The sequence below is a fragment of the Arthrobacter sp. Y3221157 genome (assembly GCF_059089865.1).
The window spans coordinates 1-21,609 of sequence record NZ_JBNHFD010000063.1 but is presented as its reverse complement, the minus strand read 5'-3'; the positions used below and the strand labels follow the sequence as shown (position 1 = coordinate 21,609).

General features: G+C 67.4%; 20 protein-coding genes. 16 read left to right on the top strand and 4 right to left on the bottom strand.

Translation table 11 applies throughout. From position 1 onward, the window contains the following. Positions 1 to 693 (top strand): HNH endonuclease signature motif containing protein (locus tag AC5RTT_RS14655; RefSeq protein WP_494145816.1); only part of this gene is annotated, 693 nt, incomplete at its 5' end. Positions 694 to 701: 8 nt separating this feature from the next. On the opposite strand, the gene sepH is transcribed toward AC5RTT_RS14655, so the two are convergent. Together sepH and AC5RTT_RS14645 are read right to left on the bottom strand one after the other, a co-directional pair. After that, the gene (gene sepH / locus AC5RTT_RS14650; protein WP_494145815.1) at positions 702 to 2,099 is read right to left on the bottom strand and encodes a septation protein SepH; all 1,398 of its coding nucleotides are present in this window, start codon (positions 2,097 to 2,099) and stop codon (positions 702 to 704) included. A 180-nt stretch (positions 2,100 to 2,279) separates the two neighbouring features. Then, a complete protein-coding gene (locus AC5RTT_RS14645; protein ID WP_494145814.1) occupies positions 2,280 to 2,768 on the bottom strand; it encodes a DUF3093 domain-containing protein in 489 nt (162 codons plus the stop codon). A 148-nt stretch (positions 2,769 to 2,916) separates the two neighbouring features. Between AC5RTT_RS14645 and dut the strand changes: the two genes are divergently transcribed. From dut to AC5RTT_RS14625, 4 genes are all read left to right on the top strand, one after another. Further along, positions 2,917 to 3,441: a dUTP diphosphatase gene (gene dut, locus AC5RTT_RS14640; RefSeq protein ID WP_494145813.1), complete on the top strand. Its 525-nt coding sequence runs from the start codon at positions 2,917 to 2,919 to the stop codon at positions 3,439 to 3,441. Positions 3,442 to 3,541: 100 nt separating this feature from the next. Next, a complete protein-coding gene (locus tag AC5RTT_RS14635; RefSeq protein WP_494145812.1) occupies positions 3,542 to 4,255 on the top strand; it encodes a DUF3710 domain-containing protein in 714 nt (237 codons plus the stop codon). Positions 4,256 to 4,259: 4 nt separating this feature from the next. After that, entirely contained in the window at positions 4,260 to 4,604 is a 345-nt protein-coding gene (locus AC5RTT_RS14630; protein ID WP_494011025.1) for a single stranded DNA-binding domain-containing protein, read from the top strand. After that, the gene (locus AC5RTT_RS14625) at positions 4,601 to 5,380 is read left to right on the top strand and encodes a DUF3159 domain-containing protein (protein ID WP_494145811.1); all 780 of its coding nucleotides are present in this window, start codon (positions 4,601 to 4,603) and stop codon (positions 5,378 to 5,380) included. The genes AC5RTT_RS14630 and AC5RTT_RS14625 overlap by 4 nt, the downstream gene beginning before the upstream one ends. Positions 5,381 to 5,396: 16 nt before the next feature. On the opposite strand, the gene AC5RTT_RS14620 is transcribed toward AC5RTT_RS14625, so the two are convergent. After that, on the bottom strand, positions 5,397 to 6,149 hold the full coding sequence (locus AC5RTT_RS14620) for a potassium channel family protein (protein ID WP_494145810.1): 753 nt from the start codon (positions 6,147 to 6,149) through the stop codon (positions 5,397 to 5,399). Next, the gene (locus AC5RTT_RS14615) at positions 6,146 to 6,820 is read right to left on the bottom strand and encodes a potassium channel family protein (RefSeq protein WP_494011028.1); all 675 of its coding nucleotides are present in this window, start codon (positions 6,818 to 6,820) and stop codon (positions 6,146 to 6,148) included. The genes AC5RTT_RS14620 and AC5RTT_RS14615 overlap by 4 nt, the downstream gene beginning before the upstream one ends. 119 nt (positions 6,821 to 6,939) lie before the next feature. On the opposite strand from AC5RTT_RS14615, the gene AC5RTT_RS14610 reads away from it, so the two are divergent. The 11 genes from AC5RTT_RS14610 to AC5RTT_RS14560 all read left to right on the top strand — a co-directional run. Further along, positions 6,940 to 8,916, top strand: a complete 1,977-nt coding sequence (locus AC5RTT_RS14610; RefSeq protein ID WP_494145809.1) for an APC family permease — start codon at positions 6,940 to 6,942, stop codon at positions 8,914 to 8,916. Then, a complete protein-coding gene (locus AC5RTT_RS14605; RefSeq protein WP_494145808.1) occupies positions 8,913 to 10,304 on the top strand; it encodes a class I SAM-dependent RNA methyltransferase in 1,392 nt (463 codons plus the stop codon). Before AC5RTT_RS14610 ends, AC5RTT_RS14605 begins: the two co-directional genes overlap by 4 nt. 164 nt (positions 10,305 to 10,468) lie before the next feature. Further along, positions 10,469 to 13,294, top strand: coding sequence for an aconitate hydratase (locus tag AC5RTT_RS14600; protein ID WP_494145807.1), 2,826 nt, complete (start codon positions 10,469 to 10,471; stop codon positions 13,292 to 13,294). 142 nt (positions 13,295 to 13,436) lie between these two features. Next, complete coding sequence (gene dxs / locus AC5RTT_RS14595) at positions 13,437 to 15,410, top strand: 1-deoxy-D-xylulose-5-phosphate synthase (protein ID WP_494104196.1); 1,974 nt, start codon at positions 13,437 to 13,439, stop codon at positions 15,408 to 15,410. Beyond that, positions 15,407 to 16,024, top strand: coding sequence for a DUF402 domain-containing protein (locus AC5RTT_RS14590; protein ID WP_494145806.1), 618 nt, complete (start codon positions 15,407 to 15,409; stop codon positions 16,022 to 16,024). Before dxs ends, AC5RTT_RS14590 begins: the two co-directional genes overlap by 4 nt. Continuing rightward, on the top strand, positions 16,021 to 16,581 hold the full coding sequence (locus AC5RTT_RS14585) for a hypothetical protein (protein ID WP_494145805.1): 561 nt from the start codon (positions 16,021 to 16,023) through the stop codon (positions 16,579 to 16,581). The genes AC5RTT_RS14590 and AC5RTT_RS14585 overlap by 4 nt, the downstream gene beginning before the upstream one ends. An 8-nt stretch (positions 16,582 to 16,589) precedes the next feature. Beyond that, complete coding sequence (locus AC5RTT_RS14580) at positions 16,590 to 17,567, top strand: aldo/keto reductase (protein WP_494145804.1); 978 nt, start codon at positions 16,590 to 16,592, stop codon at positions 17,565 to 17,567. A gap of 6 nt (positions 17,568 to 17,573) precedes the next feature. Further along, on the top strand, positions 17,574 to 18,599 hold the full coding sequence (locus AC5RTT_RS14575; protein WP_494145803.1) for a nucleoside hydrolase: 1,026 nt from the start codon (positions 17,574 to 17,576) through the stop codon (positions 18,597 to 18,599). 139 nt (positions 18,600 to 18,738) lie between these two features. Beyond that, on the top strand, positions 18,739 to 19,599 hold the full coding sequence (locus AC5RTT_RS14570; RefSeq protein ID WP_494145802.1) for an ECF transporter S component: 861 nt from the start codon (positions 18,739 to 18,741) through the stop codon (positions 19,597 to 19,599). A gap of 8 nt (positions 19,600 to 19,607) precedes the next feature. After that, positions 19,608 to 20,351 carry an energy-coupling factor transporter transmembrane component T gene (locus AC5RTT_RS14565; RefSeq protein ID WP_494145801.1) on the top strand — a complete coding sequence of 248 codons (744 nt, stop codon included), beginning with the start codon at positions 19,608 to 19,610 and terminating at the stop codon, positions 20,349 to 20,351. Position 20,352: 1 nt separating this feature from the next. Beyond that, positions 20,353 to 21,609, top strand: a 1,257-nt coding sequence (locus tag AC5RTT_RS14560) for an ATP-binding cassette domain-containing protein (protein ID WP_494145800.1), incomplete at its 3' end; no start/stop codon positions are given.

The window sequence follows — 21,609 nt, the reverse complement described above, 5'->3', positions numbered from 1 at the left end:
AGTGCGGCTACGGGCGCGGCCGCAGGTATCGGCGCGGCGGCGCTGCTGAGCGCCGGGAGCAGTGTTGCGCCGGGCGCTGGGGCAGCGGCCAGCCTGGCGGAGGTCCCGTCCCCGGCGGCGCAGGTGCTCGTCACCGTGCCGGTGTTGTCGCTGCTGGGGGTCACTGACGAGCCCGCGGTGCTGGATGGTCATGGCCCGGTTCCGGCGTCGATGGCCCGGCAACTCGTGGCCGAGGGGGCGGCGTCGTTCTATCGCGTACTGGTGGACCCGCGGGACGGGGCGCCGCTGGAGATCGGCCGAAAGAACTACCGGATACCGGCTGCAATGCGGCGGTGGCTGCGGCTGCGGGACGGCAAGTGCCCGTTCCCCGGCTGCAGCAACGCCTCGCTCGACAACGAAGCCGACCACCTGCTCGCCTGGCATCACGGCGGGACCACCGGCCTCAGGAACCTGGGACAGCTCTGCCCAAAACATCACCGGATGAAACACGGCAGCGGCTGGGAACCCACCCCCGCCAGCAAGGACCGCCCGCCGGGCTGGATTTCACCCGCCGGCCGGCGCTACAACAGTGAATCCCAGGACTGGGAACCACCACACCTGCCACCCGGGCTCCTGGCCGGGGAAGCCTTACTGGGGGAACTGTCAGTGGAATGGAGCTATTTGGAAGAAGTGCTCGTGGAGAGCCTGTCCTAGTTAGGTCCTCAGTCGCCGCGGGTGCCGAAAACGATCTCGTCCCAGGACGGGACACTGGACCGCTTCGGCCTGGACGGCTGGCGTTCAGGTGCCTCCGTCTCGGGCAGTTGGCCAGTCACGGGCGTACTGTCGTCGTGTCTGGAAACCCGCCGGCGAGGAGCCCCGCCCAGCAATTCGTTCAGGCCGACATTAGGAGATGCAGCGGCCCCACTGGCTGCTGCAAGCTCCGAATCGTCGCCCGCTTGGTCGGTGCCGCTCTCGTCGGTACCGGTTGGGGACACTCCGGCCGAAGCAGTGCCCGAAGGACGGGTGGGGGACGCGACGATGGTGACTTCGCGGGTGTCTGTGCTGACGCCGTCGTGCAGCCGCAGGGCCTCCTCCACCGGATCGCGGTGCGGCGCGATGAGGCTGAGCCTGGACATCATGGAGGGACGGGCGTCGCGCCGGCGGATAAAGGAATCCCCCTTGGCGGCGGGTGCGTCCTCCATATCGTCCTGCGGCCCGGTCTCCGGCTCCTCCGGTTCCGGGATGACCTCCGACGGACGGGGGTGGGCTGCCGGTACGCCATGGGTCAGCAGCAGCGCGAGGGCGTCGTCGGAATCTTCGTCCACGCCCAGGCGCTGTCCGCGGCGGGAGCGCAGCATGTCGAGCAGCCCGTCAGGGTCCTTGCCCGGACCTTGGCCAGGTCCGGCCTGGTTGCCGGGGCCGGAACGGACGTTGTCCGCATCGGCCTCGAAGTCGAAGGGCCTGTCCGAGACGGCTGAGAGCCGCCGCGCGGGAACAGGACCGTCAAGCGGCTCCAGTTCACTCAGCTGCTGCGCCCACCGGTTGGTGTTTTGCAGGGATTTCCGGACCGGGTTGAAGGTCCACAACGCCGGCGGTTCCTCGCCGATGCCGGCCGTACCGCCGGTCTGGGGTTCGAAGCTGGCCGAGACGGTCCAGGTCCCGTCCTGCCGGCGCCAGGAGTCCCACTCCACTGTTGAAGGATCGATTCCATGCGCGGACAGCCGGTGGGCCACCATATCGTCCAGGGTGGCCGGGCTGTCGCCGAACGCCGCCCGGTACACGTCGTGGCCGGGGGAGGGCGTGGCAACTTCCACCTTTCGGGCCTGCTGAGCCACGTACTCGCGCTCCGCCAGGACCGGCCCCTCATAGCGCTCCACCTTGGCGAGCTGCAGCCCGGACAATTCCGCAACTTCGGCGGCCGTGGCACCGGCACGGATCCGCGCCTGGATGTCCCGGGGGGACATGGGGATGGCAGGCCGGTCGGCGGGCCGCTTTGCCGCCGATCTGCTTGCCGTCCTCAGGGCTTCATCGATCGGCAGCTGGAACATCTCGCCGCCGGCTCCGCTCAACAGGAGGTGCGTCCCGTCGTCGTGCACGCCCACAAGCCGTAGATCCTGCATCCAAATCCTCCACCCTGGCATTACTATCAATCGAAACTCTGCCACCCGGTGTACGTGTTTTGCCTCAAGGGGCCGGGCGTGCCGCGATTTTCCGCCGTAGCAGGGGACCGAGGGCCGCAACTGTGGATCCGGGCCGGCGGCGGCAGAGGGGCAGGGAAGTTGCTGCCGCCGGAGCGGGGTCTACCTGCGGGTCAGGGCTGCCGTGAGCCGGGCCGGGTGCCGGGTGGAGGTGAGCCAGTAGGGTGTGCTGTCCGCGGGGTCCGTGATGTCGATCTTCACCACGGGATCAATCCAGCCCCGTATGCAAAGGTAGGCAAGGCCATTGAGCCGCGTCCCGCGCTCTGCCGTTGCTTCCTCGCCGCGGAATTCCTGCACGTCACCCACGAACTTGCGCTCGATGGTGGCGCGGCCCACCGTCAGCGTGTCCCCGGTCACCAGGATGGTGGGAGTGGACAGCAACAGGAGCACCGTGATGATGACAAAGAGCACCGCTGCCGCAGTAAAACCGGCGGCCGCGCTGATGGGGGCAAAAACCAGGATTCCGGCGCCCGAAACACCCGCCGCGATGATCCAGATCCACAGGTTGGGCCAAAGCTTTTCCTTGTAGGTCACCGACGCTCCCGTGGACGAAGAATTGGGCACGGGCGAAGGGGAGCTTGATTCGGGCATACGCCAAGCTTTCCACCTTTGCCCCGCTATTTCATCTTGCGCCTGGTGTCCCCGGGCCGGCATTGGACCGGGGGTCATGCTGCCCCCGCCCGTGCCGTGAGCGGGACGCCTAGGTCCGGCGCGGGCGCGGGGGTTAGAGTGAGTGACTGTGACTGATCATCCCGCCACACTCGACACTGCCCTCCACCAAGCACCCGCAGCCCCGGGCGCGGACAACCCGGCACCCACCCTCCAGGTCCAGCTGAAGATGCTGGACCCGGGTTTGGCGGCGCCGTCCTACGCGCACCCGGGCGACGCCGGCGCTGACCTCCGGGCGCGGGAGGACGTAGTCCTGCAGCCGGGTGAGCGCAAGCTCGTTCCCACCGGAGTGGCCATCTCGCTTCCCTATGGCTTCGTGGCCCTGATCCATCCGCGCTCCGGCCTGGCCACCAAACACGGTCTCACTATCGTCAATTCTCCCGGCACGGTGGACGCGGGCTACCGCGGCGAAATTTCCGTCACCCTGCTCAACACCGACGCAAGCCAGCCCATCGAACTGCGGCGCGGCGATAGAATTGCCCAGATGGTCATCCAGCGCGTAGAGCACGCGCAGTTCGTCCCGGTCCCAGAATTGAGCGAATCCGTACGCGGCACCGGAGGGTTCGGGTCAACCGGCGGATTCACCCTTCCCTAACGCCGGTTTCGTGCCGGCGCAGACGCCGGCGGCCGGCACAAGCACGACGGCGGGGCCTCCCCAGGCCGGACCGGAACTTCACAACTAAGGAGACACCCTGATGGTCTTTGGGCTCGGCAGGAAAGCCAAGAAGGAACAGGCGGCCGAACCGGACGAACCGTTGACGCTCGCGGAGCCCGCGGACGCCGAAGCGGGCAGCACCGGACGCCGTGCCAGCGGCCCTTTCGATGCATCCGAAATCAGCAGCCGCGACGGCTACGTTGACCTCGGGGCGCTCCTGATCACGCCCAGCGAGGGCCTGCAGTTGCGTTTGGAAGTTGAGGAAGCCACCCAGCGGGTGGTGGCCGTCACCATGGACCTCAACGGTTCGAGCCTTCAGCTGCAGGCGTTTGCCGCGCCCAAGACCGAAGAGCTGTGGGAGGAAATCCGGGGCCAGATCGGCCAGTCAGTGGGCGCCCAGGGCGGCCAGGTCGAGGAGGTGCAGGGTGAGTTCGGGACGGAACTGGTCGCCAAGCTTCCCGCCGGCCTGCCCGACGGCAGCCAGGGCTACCGCGTGGCCCGCTTCATCGGCGTCGACGGTCCCCGCTGGTTCCTCCGCGGCGTCCTGGGCGGCGCCGCAGCACTGGACCGTGAGGCGGCCGGACCCCTCGAAGCCCTGTTCAAGAAGGTAGTGGTAGTCCGGGGCGACAGCCCCATGCCGCCCCGTGACCTCCTCCAGCTGCGCCTGCCGAAGGATGCCACTGCCACGCCCCCGCCTGCTGCTCCCGGCCTGCAGGAACCGGAGCGTGGCCCGGAAATCACCCAGATTGGCTGATTCCGTGCCGGATGGAGCATCCAGGGACGGTGGCCGCACCACGCCCCTCAGCCAGTTGCCCGTCAAGGGCCGGGTGCTCTGCCAGGGACGGATCGAGTCCATCACCTACGTCCCGGCGGACCGGAGCGCCGCTTTCAGCGCTATCGTCTCCGAGTCCGGGCCCGGCCGGCAGCGACCCGCAGCGGGGCGGCATCCCCGGCTGCGGGTGGTGTGGCTTGGACGCAGGCGGGTGCCCGGCATCGAAGCCGGCACCGAGCTCCGCCTCGAGGGAATGCTGTCCCGGAGCGAGGGCCTGCCCACCATGTTCAACCCCCGCTACGAGATATTGTCCCGTCAGGAGAACGAATGACCTCGCCCCAGCCCGACCCGTCCTCCGGAGGATCCCGGTCCGGGAACAACGGCCCGGAGCAGGAGCCGGGGACAGCGCAGGAGTCCTCGCCTGTGGCGGGCCTCGCCGCCGAATACGCGGCCAAGGCGGGACTGCACAGGACGCACGACGGCCGGGTGGATGTCCTGCGCAGTGCCGGTGGAGTCCAGGGCATCGCGGAAAGCATCATGCCGGGCCTGGTGTTCCTGGTTGCCTTCACCATCACGCAGGACCTTCCGCCGTCGCTGGTTGCCGCACTTGGCACCGCTGCGGTGTTCACCGTGGTCCGCCTCATCCAGCGACGGCCCCTGACCCAGGCACTCGCCGGCGTTGTCGGCGTCGGAATTTCCGCCTGGCTGGCCAACACCACCGGAAAGGCCGAGGACTTCTACCTCCCGGGCTTCTTCACCAACGCGGCGTACATCATCGCAATGGTGGTCTCCATCCTGGTCAAGTGGCCGGTGGCCGGACTGCTGTTCGGGTTCATCCGGAACGAAGGCCTCGACTGGCGCAAGGACCCGGGCCGGCTCAAGGCCTACCGGCTGGGGACCTGGATCATAGTGGCGGTCCTGGCGCTCCGGCTTCTCGTCCAGGTGCCGCTGTACCTGATGGGCCCGGAAGGCCTTGCCGCACTTGCCACCACCCGCCTCCTGATGGGGGCCCCGCTGTACATCCTGGGCGTCTGGGTGGCCTGGCTGGTGACCCGTCCTGCGCCGGCAAAGGACCTGACGGGCGGGGAACCGGCGCCGAAAGCCTGACGGCGCCCCGCGGCCATTAGCCGTCGAAGCCGTCGTCCTCGAAGGCCTGCTGTTCCGCGCGGCCTGCCGGCACCCCTTCTTCCTGGTGCTCTTCCTCCATCGAGTCGGCCGCCTCGGGTGAAAGCAGGGCGCGCAGCTGGTCCTCGGCGGCAATGGTTGTCACGAAGAACAGCTCGTCGCCGCCGTCAATGACGTCATCGCGGCTGGGCGTGATGGGGGCGTGGTCGCGCAGGATTGCCACCAGGGTGGCATCCTCCGGCCAGTCAATCTGCCCCACCGTCCGGCCGATCACGTGCGAATCGTGCGGCACGGTAAATTCGACCAGGGACGACACTCCGGTCTGGAGGGTCAGGAGCCGGACCAGGTCGCCGATTTCCACGGCCTCCTCCACCAGCGCTGTCATGAGCTGCGGCGTGTTGACGGCCACGTCCACGCCCCAGGAATCGTTGAACATCCAGTCGTTCTTCGGGTTGTTCACGCGGCCCACGGTGCGGCCGACGCCGAATTCGGTCTTGGCGAGCAGGGACACCACAAGGTTGACCTTGTCGTCGCCGGTGGCTGACACCACCACGTCCGCCTCTTCCACCTTGGCGCCCTGCAGTGTGCTCAACTCGCAGGCGTCGCCCACCAGCCAGTGTGCGCCGCGCAGTCCGCTCCGGCCGATCACTTCCGGCTTCAGGTCGATCAGCAAAATTTCGTGCTTATGGGCCAGCAGTTCCCTTGCGATGGATGACCCGACGCTTCCCGCGCCGACAATAACGACTTTCACTGCAACTCCTTGGCGGGGGCTTTGGCCAGGATCTGGGCGACGTGCGCGCTGCGGTCCACCTGCAACATGGCGTGGACCGTGTCGCCGTCCTGGTAGGCGGTTCCCGCATCGGGGAGCATGCCCTCGCCGAAGCGCGTGAGGTATGCCACCCGGACGTCCGCCGCTTTTTCGATGCTGCTGATCCGGTGTCCGATCCAGCCGGTGTCCAGGTCCAGTTCAGCCAGGACCAGGCGTCCGGAGGGCTCCCGGAAATCACCCGCCAGGTGCTGCTCGGGAAGGATTCGACGCAGGACCTGGTCTGCGCTCCAGCGCACCGCGGCCACAGTGGGGATGCCCAGCCGCTGGTAGATTTCCGCCCGGCCGGGATCGTAGATGCGGGCCACCACGTGCGGGACGTGGAACGTTTCGCGGGCCACCCGGGTGGCGAGGATATTGGAGTTGTCGCCGCTGGACACGGCAGCGAATGCGTAGGCTTCGGCCACGCCCGCCTGCTTGAGGGTGTCGCGGTCAAAGCCGACACCGGTGACCTTGCGGCCGGTAAACCCCTGGCGGAGCCGGCGGAAGGCGCGGTCGTCCTGGTCGATGATGGCCACGGAATGCCCGGCGTCCTCCAGCGTATGAGCCAGCGTCGCCCCCACCCGGCCACATCCCATGATCACGAAATGCGCCACCGTATCTCCTCTGTAATCCTGTGCAGGTTGTGCAGCTAGAACTCTACCGCCAGCATCCGGCGTTGCCCCTGTCAAGGGGCCGTCATGACAACCCCAGGGAATCAGACTAGCTTTGTGGGGTGCTGACAATACTGAACGCCGTCAAACGCGTGCTGGTGGGCAGGCCGTTCCGGAACGACCGGCTTTCCCACACCCTGCTTCCAAAGAAGATTGCACTACCGGTTTTCGCTTCCGACGCCCTGTCCTCCGTAGCCTACGCACCGGACGAAATCCTGCTGACGCTCGCCCTGGCCGGCGTCAGTGCAGTGGCCTTCTCCCCCTGGGTTGGGCTGGCCGTGATGGTGGTGCTCCTGACCGTGGTTGCCTCCTACCGGCAGAACGTCCATGCGTATCCTTCCGGTGGCGGGGACTACCAGATCGCCGGTGAAAACCTCGGGAAGAACGCGGGCATTACGGTGGCGTCTGCCTTGCTGGTGGACTATGTCCTGACTGTGGCTGTGTCAATGTCCTCCGCCGCGGCATACTTGGCCACCGCCATCCCTTCACTGTATGGGCAGCAGGCGCTGATCGCCGCCGTCGGCATTGTCATCCTGGCACTGCTCAACCTGCGGGGTGCTAGCAAAGGCGGCACCCTTTTCGCATTACCCACGTACATCTTCATCGCATCAATTTTCGGCATGACGGCCGTGGGGATTTTCCAGGCGGCCACCGGACAATTAGGGGAGGCGCCGTCAGCGGCCTTCACGATCGTGCCCGCAGCCGGTTTCGATGAAGGGCTGGTGGGGTTGGCCGGTGCCTTCCTGCTGCTTCGCGCGTTCTCCTCCGGCGCCGCAGCGCTCACCGGCATCGAAACGATCAGCAGCGGTGTACCCAGTTTCCGGCCGCCGAAGAGCAAGAACGCCGCTACCACCCTGCTTCTGCTGGGCGTCATCGGCGCCTCCATGCTGGCAGGCATCATCTACCTTGCCAATGCCACCAAGGTCCACGTCGTCCTGGACCCCGCCACCGAACTCCTGTTGAACGGCAGCCCGCTGCCGGAGGGTTACATCCAGAACCCTGTCATCAGCCAGATCGCCCAGACCATCTTTGGCCCCGGTTCCATCCTGTTCTACGTTGTGGTCGCAGCGACCGGCGTCATCCTGGTGTTCGCCGCCAACACTGCGTTCAACGCGTTTCCCGTCCTCGGCTCAATCCTTGCCCAGGACGGCTACCTTCCGCGCCAGCTCCGGACCAGGGGCGACCGCCTGGCTTTCAGCAACGGTGTCGTGGCCCTGGCGGCTGGGGCTTTGGTGCTCATCCTGGCCTTCAATGCCGATGTCACCAAGCTCATCCAGCTTTATATCGTGGGGGTCTTCATCTCCTTCACCGCCAGCCAGCTGGGAATGGTCCGGCACTGGGGGCGGCAGCTGAAGGTAACCAGGAACAAGACAGACCGACGACGGATGGCCAAGTCCCGCGCGATCAACACCGTCGGCTTCGGCATGACCGCCACCGTCCTTGTCATTGTGCTGGTCACCAAATTTGAGCAGGGCGCCTGGCTTGCCCTGCTGGCCATGTTCATCCTGTACCTGATCATGTGGAGCATCAAAGCCCACTACGACAACGTCGCCCGGGAACTGGCGGTGGACGAGGACGCGTCCCCGCGGGCCCTGCCTACCAGGGTGCATGCCGTGCTCCTGGTCTCGCATGTGCGCAAACCCGTCCTGCGGGCCCTGGCGTATGCACGGGCGTCGCGGCCCTCCCGCCTTGACGCGATCACCGTGGACATCGATCCCGAGGAAACGGCCCAGACCGTCGCCGACTGGGAAAAACTCGAAATCCCCGTGCCGCTGACGGTGCTGGCCAGTCCCTACCGCGAAACCGTCACCCCGATTATGGAGTACATCAAGCAGATGCGGCTGGACTCCCCGCGCGACCTTATCGTGGTGTATATCCCCGAATATGTCGTGGGCAAGTGGTGGGAGCAGCTGGTGCACAACCAGACCGCACTGCGCATCAAGACCCGGCTGCACTTCGAACCCGGGGTCATGGTGGCCAGCGTTCCCTGGCAGCTCAAATCATCCGAAGAAGCAAAGAACCTCCAGGACGTCCAATGACCGCCAAAACCTCCACCACCCCTGCCGCTACGCCGGAGGCCGGCGGGCACAGCGGCGAAGAAGCCGTCCTCGACGTCGGACCGGTGGCCCACGGCGGGCACTGCGTGGCCCGCCACGAGGGACGGGTCATCTTTGTCAGGCACGCTATCCCTGGCGAAAAGGTCCGCGTGCGCCTGACGGACGCGGAGGACAAAGCCAAGTTCTGGCGGGCCGATGTCATCGAAGTGCTGGAAGCGTCACCTGACCGTGTGGAGCACTTCTGGCGCCCTGCGGATTCAGGCCGTGCCTGGCAGCAGGGCCGTCCGCCAGTCGGCGGTGCTGAGTTCGGGCACATCACCCTCCAGCGGCAACGCAGCCTCAAGGCCGACGTGCTGGCCGAGCAGCTTCGCCGGCTGGCCGGCGTAGAACTTTCCGCGGCAGTGGAGCCGGTGGGTGCCGGCGGCGATGGGGGAGCAGCGTCCGACGGCGGCACGGGCCTCGCGTGGCGGACGCGCGCCAGCTTTTCGGTCACCCCCGGCGGCAAGCTCGGGATGCATGCACACCGGTCTACGCACATTGTTCCGGTGCGGGACATGCCGCTGGCCACTGACGCCATCAACGCCCTGCAGCTCTGGAACCTGGAACTGCAGGGGATCGAACGGGTGGAGGTGGCCGCGCCGGCCAACGGGTCACGGCCGCTGGTTCTTCTCGCCCCGGCACCGGGGACGAAGGCAAAGCGGCTGGCCGCCGTGGCGGCCCAACTGCCCGCGGACGTGTCCGTCGCGTCCTTCGATCCGGTCACGGAGGACGTCACTCAGCTCCGCGGCCGGACCTGGGTGCAGGAATCGGCGGCGGGCCACGACTACCGTGTCACAGGCGCGGGGTTCTGGCAGATCCATCGCGACGCGCCCGACACGCTTGTGGGGGCTGTCACAGATTTCCTGCACGGCGGCGGGTTCCTTCATGCCGGTGCCGTGGTGGCTGACCTCTATGCCGGGGCGGGCCTGTTCACCGCCGTGCTGGCCGACGCCGTGGGGGAGACGGGGTCGGTCCTGTCCGTGGAGGGCGCCCCGGGAACCAGCCGGGACGCCCGCAAGAACCTCCACGCCGCCCCTCAGGTGGAGATCATCCAGGGCCGCGTGGAGCGGGTATTGCGCCAGAAACCGCGGGACTTTGACGCCCTCATCCTGGACCCTCCCCGGGCCGGTGCCGGCAAGGCCGTGGTGGGACAGCTCGTCGCGGCGCACCCGCGCGCCATTGCCTACGTGTCCTGCGACCCGGCGTCGTTCGCCCGTGACGTGGGTTACTTCCGCCAGTCCGGCTGGGGCCTGGCCGGGCTGCGCGCGTTCGACCTCTACCCCCACACCCACCACCTTGAAACAGTGGCGCTGCTTGTTCCCCGCCCGTGATGCCGCCGCGGTTATCGACTACGATGGCCGTAGTAGTCCCACGTCGCGCCCGTATTCACGGCCGGCCGTGTGCAATTTTCGGGCCCGAAAGTAATTAGGGCGTCCTAACTAGCAGGCGGTCAACCGCGCGACAAAGATGAAACTGTTGCGAGAGGAGTCCTGCGATGAGCACTGTGGACAGCTTCGGTTCAAAAGGCAAACTTAATGTAGCCGGAACCGAGTATGAAATTTTCCGGTTGAACTCCGTTGAAGGTGCAGAAAACCTTCCGTTCAGCCTCAAGGTATTGCTTGAAAACCTGCTGAGGACCGAGGACGGCGCGAATATCACTGCCGATCACGTCCGCGCCTTGGCCGGCTGGGACCCGAATGCCCAGCCCGATACAGAAATCCAATTCACGCCGGCACGCGTGATCATGCAGGACTTCACCGGCGTTCCCTGCGTGGTTGACCTGGCGACGATGCGCGAAGCGGTCAAGGAACTGGGCGGTGACCCCAAGCGGGTCAACCCGCTGGCACCGGCCGAAATGGTCATCGACCACTCGGTTCAGATCGACGCCTTCGGCAACTCCGGTGCGCTGGAGCGCAACATGGAGATCGAATACCAGCGCAATGGTGAGCGTTACCAGTTCCTGCGCTGGGGCCAGACCGCGTTCGACGACTTCAAGGTGGTCCCGCCGGGAACCGGCATCGTGCACCAGGTCAACATCGAATACCTGGCCCGCACCGTTATGACCCGCGAAGTTGACGGCGCCCTCCGCGCCTACCCCGATACCTGCGTCGGAACCGACTCGCACACCACCATGGTCAACGGCCTGGGCGTGCTCGGCTGGGGCGTCGGCGGCATTGAAGCCGAGGCAGCCATGCTCGGCCAGCCCGTCTCCATGCTCATCCCGCGCGTCGTCGGCTTCAAGCTCAGCGGCAGCATCCCGGCCGGCGCCACCGCCACCGACGTGGTGCTCACCATTACCGAAATGCTGCGCAAGCACGGTGTTGTGGGCAAGTTTGTCGAGTTCTACGGTGAGGGCGTCGCCGCTGTGCCGCTGGCAAACCGCGCCACCATCGGCAACATGAGCCCGGAATTCGGTTCCACCGCCGCGATGTTCCCCATCGACGACGTCACCCTGGACTACCTGCGCCTCACCGGCCGCTCCGAGCAGAACGTTGCCCTCGTGGAGGCTTACTCCAAGGAACAGGGCCTCTGGCACGATCCCTCCCGCGACATCAAGTTCTCCGAGTACCTGGAACTGGACCTCTCCACCGTTGTCCCGTCCATCGCAGGCCCCAAGCGCCCGCAGGACCGCATCGAGCTCACCGAGGCCAAGGACGAGTTCCGCCACGACCTCAAGAACTACGTTTCCCACGACGCCGATGCCGGCACCCTGGACGAGTCCCTTGAGGAGAGCTTCCCGGCCTCCGACGCCCCGTCCTTCACCGCTGGAGCGACCCACGTCTCCGACACCGACCGGGAACCGCCGAAGTACTCGGCAGCGCACGGCGGCGCCGGACGCATCTCCAGCCCGGTGCCGGTCAAGATGGCTGACGGACGCGAGTTCGAGCTGGACCACGGTGCTGTCACCATCGCTTCCATCACGTCCTGCACCAACACGTCCAACCCGTCCGTGATGCTCGCCGCCGCCGTGCTGGCACGCAACGCCGTCGAAAAGGGCCTGACCGCCAAGCCGTGGGTCAAGACCTCCGTCGCCCCCGGCTCCAAGGTGGTCACCGACTACTACGAGAAGTCCGGCCTGACCCCCTACTTGGAGAAGCTCGGCTTCTACATCGTGGGCTACGGCTGCGCTACCTGCATCGGCAACTCCGGCCCGCTTGAAGCCGAGATTTCCGAGGCTGTCCAGGCCAACGACCTCGCCGTCGCCGCGGTGCTCTCGGGCAACCGCAACTTCGAAGGCCGCATCAACCCGGACGTCAAGATGAACTACCTGGCCTCCCCGCCGCTGGTCATCGCCTACGCCCTGGCCGGTTCCATGGACTTCGACTTCGAAACCGACGCCCTGGGCCAGGACACCGACGGCAACGACGTCTTCCTGAAGGACATCTGGCCCAACCCGGTTGAGGTCCAGCAGGTTATCGACTCCTCGATCGACAAGGAAATGTTCGCCAAGGGCTACGAAGGCGTCTTCGACGGCGACGATCGCTGGAAGGCACTGGACACCCCGGCAGGCGACACCTTCGCCTGGGATCCGAACTCCACCTACGTCCGCAAGCCCCCGTACTTCGAGGGCATGCAGGCGCAGCCGGAGCCGGTCAAGGACATCACGGGCGCCCGCGTCCTGCTGAAGCTGGGCGACTCGGTCACCACCGACCACATCTCCCCGGCCGGTTCCTTCAAGTCCGACACCCCTGCCGGCCAGTACCTGCTGGCCAACGGCGTGGAGCGCAAGGACTTCAACTCCTACGGTTCCCGCCGCGGCAACCACGAGGTGATGATCCGCGGAACGTTCGCGAACATCCGCATCAAGAACCAGATCCTGGATGGCGTCGAAGGTGGCTACACCCGCGACTTCACCCAGGAAGGCGGCCCGCAGGCGTTCGTCTACGACGCAGCGCAGAACTACCAGGCAGCCGGCACCCCGCTGGTGGTCCTGGCCGGCAAGGAGTACGGTTCCGGCTCCTCCCGCGACTGGGCAGCAAAGGGTACTGCCCTGCTGGGCGTCAAGGCCGTCATCGCCGAGAGCTACGAGCGCATCCACCGCTCCAACCTCATCGGCATGGGTGTCCTGCCCCTGCAGTTCCCGGCCGGCGAGTCGGCTGCGTCGCTGGGCCTGGCGGGCACGGAGACGTTCTCCGTTGAGGGCGTCACCGCCCTGAACGAAGGCACCACGCCGAAGACCCTCAAGGTCACGGCAACCGCCGAAGACGGTTCCGCCACCACGTTCGACGCCGTGCTGCGCATCGACACCCCGGGTGAAGCGGACTACTACCGCAACGGCGGCATCCTGCAGTACGTGCTGCGCCAGATTTCCGCGAACTAGCGGGAACTGCCCAGCAGGCAGCATCTCCCGAAGCCCCGGCCGGTCACCGACCAGCCGGGGCTTCGGCTGTGCAGGCGCGTCCGGTCCCGTGGACCAAGGCGTTAGAGTTAAACGGCACGTCTACCACCTGAAGGAGGGGTCATTGGGAATCTTGGACACCATCCGGAATCCGCAGGACCTGAACGAGTTGACCGAAGAACAGCTCAAGCAGCTGGCTTCGGAGGTCAGGGAATTCCTGATCACAAACGTTTCCCAGACGGGCGGTCACCTCGGGCCAAACCTTGGCGTGGTGGAGCTGACCCTCGCCGTGCACCGCATCTTCGACTCGCCGCGTGACAGCATCGTCTTTGACACCGGCCACCAGTCGTATGTCCACAAACTGCTCACCGGACGCCAGGACTTCACCACCCTCCGCCAGGAAGGCGGGCTGTCCGGCTACCCGTCCCGTGCCGAGTCCGAGCACGACATCGTGGAAAGCTCGCATGCTTCCTCCTCACTGTCCTGGGCGGACGGAATCTCCCGCGCCCGCCAGCTGACCGGGGAAGGCGACCGGCACGTCGTCGCCGTCGTCGGTGACGGGGCACTGACCGGTGGGATGGCCTGGGAGGCGATCAACAACATCGCCGCGGACAAGAAGCGGCGGGTGGTCATCGTCGTCAACGACAACGGCCGGTCCTACGCCCCGACGGTGGGCGGATTCGCGGACTACCTGGCCTCGCTGCGGCCCACCATCGATTCGTTCCGCACCGCCCCCGCCTATGAGGTGGCGCTGGACTGGTGGAAGAAAAAGCTCCAGGACGGCGGCCCGGTGGGCCAGTTCACCTACAAGAGCCTGCATGCCATGAAGAAGGGCATCAAGGACTGGTGGGCTCCGCAGGGCATGTTCGAGGACCTCGGCATGAAGTACATCGGGCCCGTGGACGGCCACAACCTCCAGGCGATGGAGCATGCCCTCGCCACCGCCAAGCACTACAACGGCCCGGTCATCGTGCACGCCATGACGGAAAAGGGGCACGGTTACGCCCCTGCCCGCGCGCATGAGGCGGACCAGTTCCACGCCGTCGGCATCATCGACCCGGAAACCGGCGAACCCACCGGGAAAGCCGGCGCCAAGTCCTGGACCTCGGTCTTCGCCGACGAGATCGCTGCCATCGCCGACGAACGGCAGGATGTGGTGGGCATCACCGGAGCCATGCTCATCCCGGTAGGCCTGCACAAGTTCGCGGCCAAGCACCCGGACCGCGTCATCGACGTCGGCATCGCCGAGCAGCATGCCCTCACCTCCGCGGCGGGCATGGCCTTCGGCGGCCTGCACCCCGTGGTGGCTGTCTATGCCACCTTCCTCAATCGCGCTTTCGACCAGCTGCTCATGGACGTTGCCCTGCACAAGGCAGGGGTCACCATCGTCCTGGACCGCGCCGGCGTCACTGGTCCGGACGGCGCCAGCCACCACGGCATGTGGGACATGGCCATGGTCCAGGTGGTACCCGGACTCCACCTGGCTGCTCCCCGCGATGCCACCCGGCTGCGGGAGGAACTCCGCGAGGCCATCGCCATCAGCGACGCGCCCAGCGTTGTCCGTTTCTCCAAAGGCTCTGTGGGGGCCGAAGTTGAAGCACTGGAACGCCTCAGCGACGGTGTGGACATCCTGGCCCGCCGTCCTTCGGGGTCCACGGAGAACGATGTGCTGATCGTCAGCGTCGGCGCCATGGCCGAGCTGGCCCTCGACGTCGCCAACAGGCTTGGCGCGCAGGGCATCAGCACCACGGTGGTGGATCCGCGGTGGGCCCTTCCCGTCCGCCGCTCCATCATCGCGCTTGCCTCCCACCACCGGCTGGTGGTCTGCATCGAGGACGGCGTACGCGCCGGCGGCGTGGGCTCGCGCATCCGCCAGGAGATGCGCGCGGCCGGGGTGGACACTGCCCTGAACGAGGTCGGCCTGCCGGTCGAGTTCCTGGACCACGGCAGCCGCAGCCAGGTCCTGGAGCGTGTGGGGCTCACTGCCCAGCAGATTACGCACGACGTCGTCGCGCAGGTTTTGGGGACGAAGGTCCCGTTCGCGCGCCCGCTGCCGGGGCAACAACACCCCACCACCGGCAGCCTTCCAATCCTGTGAGGGAAGAGGATGCGCTGAAGATTCCGGGCGCAACGGGGGAGTCCGGACCGGTCATGCACACCACAACAACGAGGGTCCCCAGCGGCCTCCAGCCCGGCCAGCTGGTGGTGTCCCGGAACCGGAAATGGAACGGCAAGGCCCACTGGGTGGTGCCGGGGCGCTACCTTGGCGAGGACCGGCACGGCTGGTGGATCTTCCAGGGCACCAACGAGTTCTGCTCGCGCCCGGGCGCCGCGTTCTACACCCGGTCCGACGCCGTCCTGCTGGTCCCGCGACATGGGGACTGGGTTGCCACGTTCTACGACTCGGCCCATCCGAACGGGGTACGGGTCTATGTGGACCTGGCAGTAGGCCACGAATGGACGGACATCCGGCCGGCCGTCACCGAGTTCCACGTCATCGACATGGATCTGGACGTCATCCGGACCGCGGACCGGGGCGTTTTCATCGACGACCAGGACGAGTTCGCCGACCACAGTATGTCCATGAACTACCCCGAACGGCTCATCGGAGACATCCAGGCCGCAGCGGACGAACTTTACCGGGCCGTCAAGGCACAACAGGCACCCTTTGACGGCACCGACGTCGAATGGTTCACGGAAGGACGCAAATGAGCGGGATTGTCAGGGTCTACAAGCGCGACGACGAGGGCGTGCTCCACTTCCGGGAGGCCTGGTTCGACGAGGAGTACAGCCAGTTCGTGATGAACTTCGGCGTGGTGGGGCACCAGAGCAAGACCGAAGAGACGGACGTCGCAGACGCCGCGGCCGCCGATGCGCTGCTGGACGCCTTCGCCGTGCAGTGCGCCGAGGACGGCTACGCGGAGATTCCGGACGAGGAGCAGTTCTGGGTGGTGGCGCAGTTTGCCTTGAAGACCAGGGAAGGCACCGAACGCGACCGGTTCCTGGAGGAAAAGGCGAAGGATGCCCTGGTCAGCCACCTTGCCTGGCGCGGCCTCGGCACCGTGGACCGGTCCGAATTCACGGACTTCAAACTCAACATCTTCTGCCTCTGCCCGGACGCCAACAAGGCCGCCAACGCCATCAAGGTCTGCGCCCGCGGCGAGGACCTGGACTTCACCAAGCTCACCATCGCCGCGGCCCCGTTCAAGGAACCGGACAAGTTCAAAGTGAAGCACTCCGCCAGGTCCGCCACCACGTTCAGCCTCTAGGAGTTTCCTTGACCACCTACCGCCGCGTCGGAAAATCAGGGCTGACGGTCTCCACGGTCGGCCTGGGCTGCAACAACCTCGGCCGCGCCAGCACCGCCACCGAATCGCAGGAAGCCACCGACGCCGTGGTCGCCGCTGCGCTGGACGCCGGGATCACCCTGTTCGACGTCGCCGACACCTACGGCCGGGAGCCGGGGCTCAGCGAGACAATGCTGGGCAAAGCCCTGGGCAGCCGCCGCGCCGACGTGGTGGTGGCCACCAAGTTCGGCATGGACATGAAGGGCGCCAACGGGCCCGACTTCGGCGCACGCGGCTCACGGCGCTACATCATCCAGGCGGTGGAGGCTTCGCTGCGGCGGCTCGGCACGGACTGGATCGACCTCTACCAGTTCCACACCCCGGACCCCCTGACCCCCATCGACGAGACCCTGTCCGCCCTCGATGCGCTGGTCACCAGCGGCAAGGTCCGGTACATCGGCCACTCGAACCGAGCCGGCTGGCAGATCGCGCAGGCCGAGTACGTGGCGCGGGAGCTGGGCGGCGCCCGCTTCATTTCCACCCAGAACCACTACAACCTCCTGGACCGGCGGGCGGAACTGGAAGTGACGCCGGCTGCCAAGGAATTCGGCCTGGGGGTCCTGCCGTATTTCCCGCTGGCCAACGGCCTGCTCACCGGCAAGTACTCGCCCGGGCACGCGCCCGAAGGCTCCCGGCTCAGCCACACCCGGACGCACATGGTGCACGACGCCGACTGGGAGCAGCTGGGACGGTTCAGCCGCTTCGCCAAGGAACGCGGGCTCACCGAAATCGACGTCGCGTTCTCCTGGCTTGCCGCCCAGCCGTCGGTGGCCAGCGTCATCGCCGGCGCCACCCGGCCGGACCAGGTCCGGCAGAACGCCGCGGCTGCCGACTGGATCCCCACTGAAGCCGACCTGCAGGAACTGGACGGGATCTTCCCCGCAGTCCCCAAAGTGGCACTCTTCTAGGCCGCCATGCCCGCCTACCTCCTGGACGTCGATACCGGCATCGACGACGCACTGGCCGTTGCCTACCTCGCGGCCCTGCCGGACACGGAGTTCGTCTCGGTGACGGCAACACCCGGCAACGTCGATGCGGACCAGGTGGCGCGCAACACCCTCGCGCTCCTCGAATTGTGCGGCCGGCACGGGGTGGAAGTGGCCATCGGTGCGCGCAGGCCTCTGTCCGTACCGCTGCTGACCACCCCTGAGACTCACGGACCGCAGGGCATCGGCCACGCCGTCCTGCCGGAACCGGAAGGGCGGGTGTCGCCGCGCCACGCCGTCGACCTCTGGATTGAACATGCCAAGGCACGGCCGGGGGAGCTGACGGCACTGGTCACCGCACCGCTGACCAACTTTGCGCTGGCACTCCGCAAGGAGCCGGACCTTCCGCAGCTCCTGGCCGGTGTGGTGATCATGGGCGGCTGCTTCTACTACCAGGGCAACACCACGCCTACCGCGGAATGGAACACCCACGTGGACCCGCACGCGGCGAAGGAGGTCTACGCCGCTTACCGTGGGCGGGCCATGGAAAAGCTTCCCGTGGTGTGCTCGCTGGACACGACAGAACGCATCGAGATGCGGCCGGAGCATGTCCGGCAACTGGCGGAAGCGGCAGGCGCCGCCGTCCCCGAACTGGTGCTCCCGGACCAGCCGGAAGGGCAGCGGAGCACCTCGGACAACGGGATCATCAGGCACCTGTCCGATGCGTTGCGGTTCTACTTCGAGTTCCATCGGCGTTACGACCAGGGCTACCTTGCCCACGTCCATGACTTCTTCGCCGCCGGCGTGGCGGCGGGAACGCTGGAGTACACGGCCCGGCCGGCTACCGTGGACGTTGAGGCGGAATCGCCGCTTTTCGCCGGAACAACGGTTGCCGACTTCCGCGGCCTGTGGGGCATCGAACCCAACGCCAGGATCGTCTCCGGCAACAACCCGGAGCAGGCCTTCCGCGAACTGGTATCCACCGTTGGCGGCCTCGCAGCCCGGCTGGGCTGAAATACTCCACCACCGGTAGAATGGTCCCCGGCCCGCCGGTTGGTAATCCGGTGCGGCTGCTGCCGAGGTGACATAGGCGGCGTCCCGCACGGCCCGGCATTTTCCGGGCCCTGAAGTGCCGCACCCCAGAAGGAACCCCATGTCATCGCCCTCCCTGACGTTGCCGTCTCCAGCCCCCGCTGCCGCCCGCAGGCGCCGGCTGCTGGAAATCCTCGGCGGCCTGGCCATCGCCGCCACCTACATCTACCTGGTGCTCAACCAGCCTGCCGACATCACCGGCGGCCCCGGCAGCGCAGCGGCCCTGGTCGCCCTGTCCGGCTTCCTGGCCGGGGCTGTCCTGCTGATCGTCGCCATCCTCCCCACACTTCCGGCCTCCACGGTGGTGCTGATCCCGGTGGCCCTGGTCCTGAACATCGTCCTCGGCCAGTTCGTGGGCAGCACCCTGGTCCCGTTCTACCTGGACGCAATCGGCACCGTCCTGATCGCCGTGCTGGCAGGACCGGCAGCCGGTGCCGCCACCGGCGCCCTCAGCAGCATCGTCTGGTCCTTCTTCAACCCCACTGTGCTTCCCTTTGCCGCCGGGGCCGCACTGATCGGCTGCCTCGCCGGGCTGGCCGCGCGCTACGGCCTGTTCCGCCGCTTCTACCTCGCGCCCGTGGCCGGCTTCGCCACCGGGATCATCGGCGGCGTAGTGTCCGCACCGGTTGCGGCCTTCGTGTTCGGCGGCACCTCCGGGGTGGCCACGGGTGCGATCGTCAGCGCCTTCCGCTCGATGGGCGATACCCTCCTGGCCGCCATCACCAAGCAGGCACTCATTTCGGACCCCATGGACAAGGCCATCGTCTTTACCGTGGTGGCTGTGCTGGTCTACGCACTGCCGCGCCGCGCCAGCCAGCAGTTCCCGTTTGTCCGCCGGCACCGCGTGCTCGCCGGCAAGGCTCCCGCGCCGGAAGCAACGCGGACCGAAGCGACGGTGCAGGGGCCGGGTCAGGCGTCCTAGGCATACCCGTGCGGATTCATCCGCTGACCGGACTGGCAGCGGCCGGCAGCACAGCAGTGATCACGACGGCGGCGGCGAGCCTTCCGCTGTCCGTCGCCGTATCCGCCGCTGCGCTGGCGCTCTCGGTGGCGGCGGGCACCGCCCGCCGGATGCTGCCCACTGCCGCCGCCGTGCTGCTGCCCCTGGGGTTGTCCCTGCTGATTGTGCACGGGCTGTCCTTTCCGGAGGGGCTGACGGTTCTCGCCCAGTGGGGTCCGGTCCGCGTCACCGCAGAGGGTTTGTCCTTCGCGCTCGAGCGGGCGGCCCAGCTGTCCGCGGTGGTCCTTATCCTGCTGGCCTACTCCTTCAGCGTCAGCGTCCCGGACCTGGTGGCGGCACTGTCCGCGCGCGGCATCCGTGGCCGGTTCGGGTTCGTGCTCGCCTCCACCCTCACGTTGCTGCCGGCCATAGCTGCCCGCACCGAGCGAATCAGGCAGGCCCAGGAATCGCGCGGTCTGGTGATCCGGCGCGGGCTCCTGCACCGGGCAGCCGCCTTCCGCCTCCAGGCTGTCCCGCTGGTCCTGTCACTGGTGGAGGACGCCGGAACCCGGGCCGCTGCCCTGGAGGCACGCGGCTTCAGCAGCACCGGCCCCCGCACCAGCTACCGGGTCGTGCCGGATTCGCTGCCGCAACGGGTCCTGCGCCTGGTGCTGGTGCTTGCCGCTGCGGCCGTGGTTGCCGTGCGCCTGTGGCACTACGCAGAGGGGAACTGACGTGCACCACCTTCTCCGCCCGGTGCTGGCAGCAGGCATCCGCAGCTTCGCCTACCACGGCGGCGGTGCACCGGTCCTTTCCAGCGTGGATCTCGAGCTGGCCCCAGGAACACTCACCGCAGTCCTGGGCACTTCCGGCAGCGGCAAGACGACGCTTGGCAAACTTCTCGCCGGCTGGCTGTCCCCGGGTGCGGGTGGCGTGCTGGCAGGATTCCTGGAACTGGCCGGGCAGCGGCTGGAGTTTGACGGAAGCGCCACGGATCCGCGGATCGATCCGGCGCAGTGGGGCCGGCAGGCGGGGTTCGTCCCGCAGGATGCGTCTGCCATCCTGTCCACGGTCAAGGCGACGGTGGCGGAGGAACTCGCGTTCGGCCTGGAGAACGCCGGGATGGAACGCGAGGACATGCGGGCGGCGGTGGAACACACTGCGGGCCTGCTCGGGCTCACCGGACTGCTGGAGCGGGACCCTGCCCGGCTCTCCGGCGGCCAGCTGCGGCGGCTGGCCATCGGCTGTGCCATCATCACCCGTCCGCCGGTGCTGGTCATGGACGAGCCGTTCGCCTCCCTCGACGCCCCCGGTGTCCGCGAGTTGGAGGTGCTGGTGCGCCGCCTGACCGCGGCCGGAACCGGCGTCGTCATCCTGAGCCAGGTGCTCGACGCCCCGCTGCTGGACGCCGCAACGTGGCTTGTCCTGGCGGAAGGGACAGTCAGCGCCAGCGGACCGCCCGCCCATTTCCAGGCGGGCGGTGCCCTGCCGGCGGGAATCCGGCGGCCGCACGAGGCCCCGCCGCGGGAAACCGCGATTTCCCGCCGCAGCGGCAGCACGGCCCCGGCCCTGGAACTTCGGAACGTGACCTTCGGCTACCGGAACGATATACAGCGCAGACGGGGTTTCAGGCGCAGGCCAGGCCAGGACTTTGCTGCCGGCAGCCTCCCGCCCCCGGTACTGCAGGGCATAGACCTGGCCGTCCACCCGGGTGAGGTGGTGGCCATTACGGGTCCCAACGGTGCGGGCAAGTCCACACTGCTGCGGCACTTCAACGGCCTGCTCAGGCCGGGAAGCGGGTCAGTACTGGTCCAAGGCACCGACATTGCACAGCGACCCGTGGGCAGCACCGCGGCATCCGTTGGAATTCTCTTCCAGCAACCACGGGACCAGCTGTTCGAGCGGAGCGCCCTGCACGAGGTCCGGTTCGGCCTGGACCGGCACGTCGGCCGGGCCGCGGCAGGGGAACGGGCGGAGGCGGCGCTGGCCGCC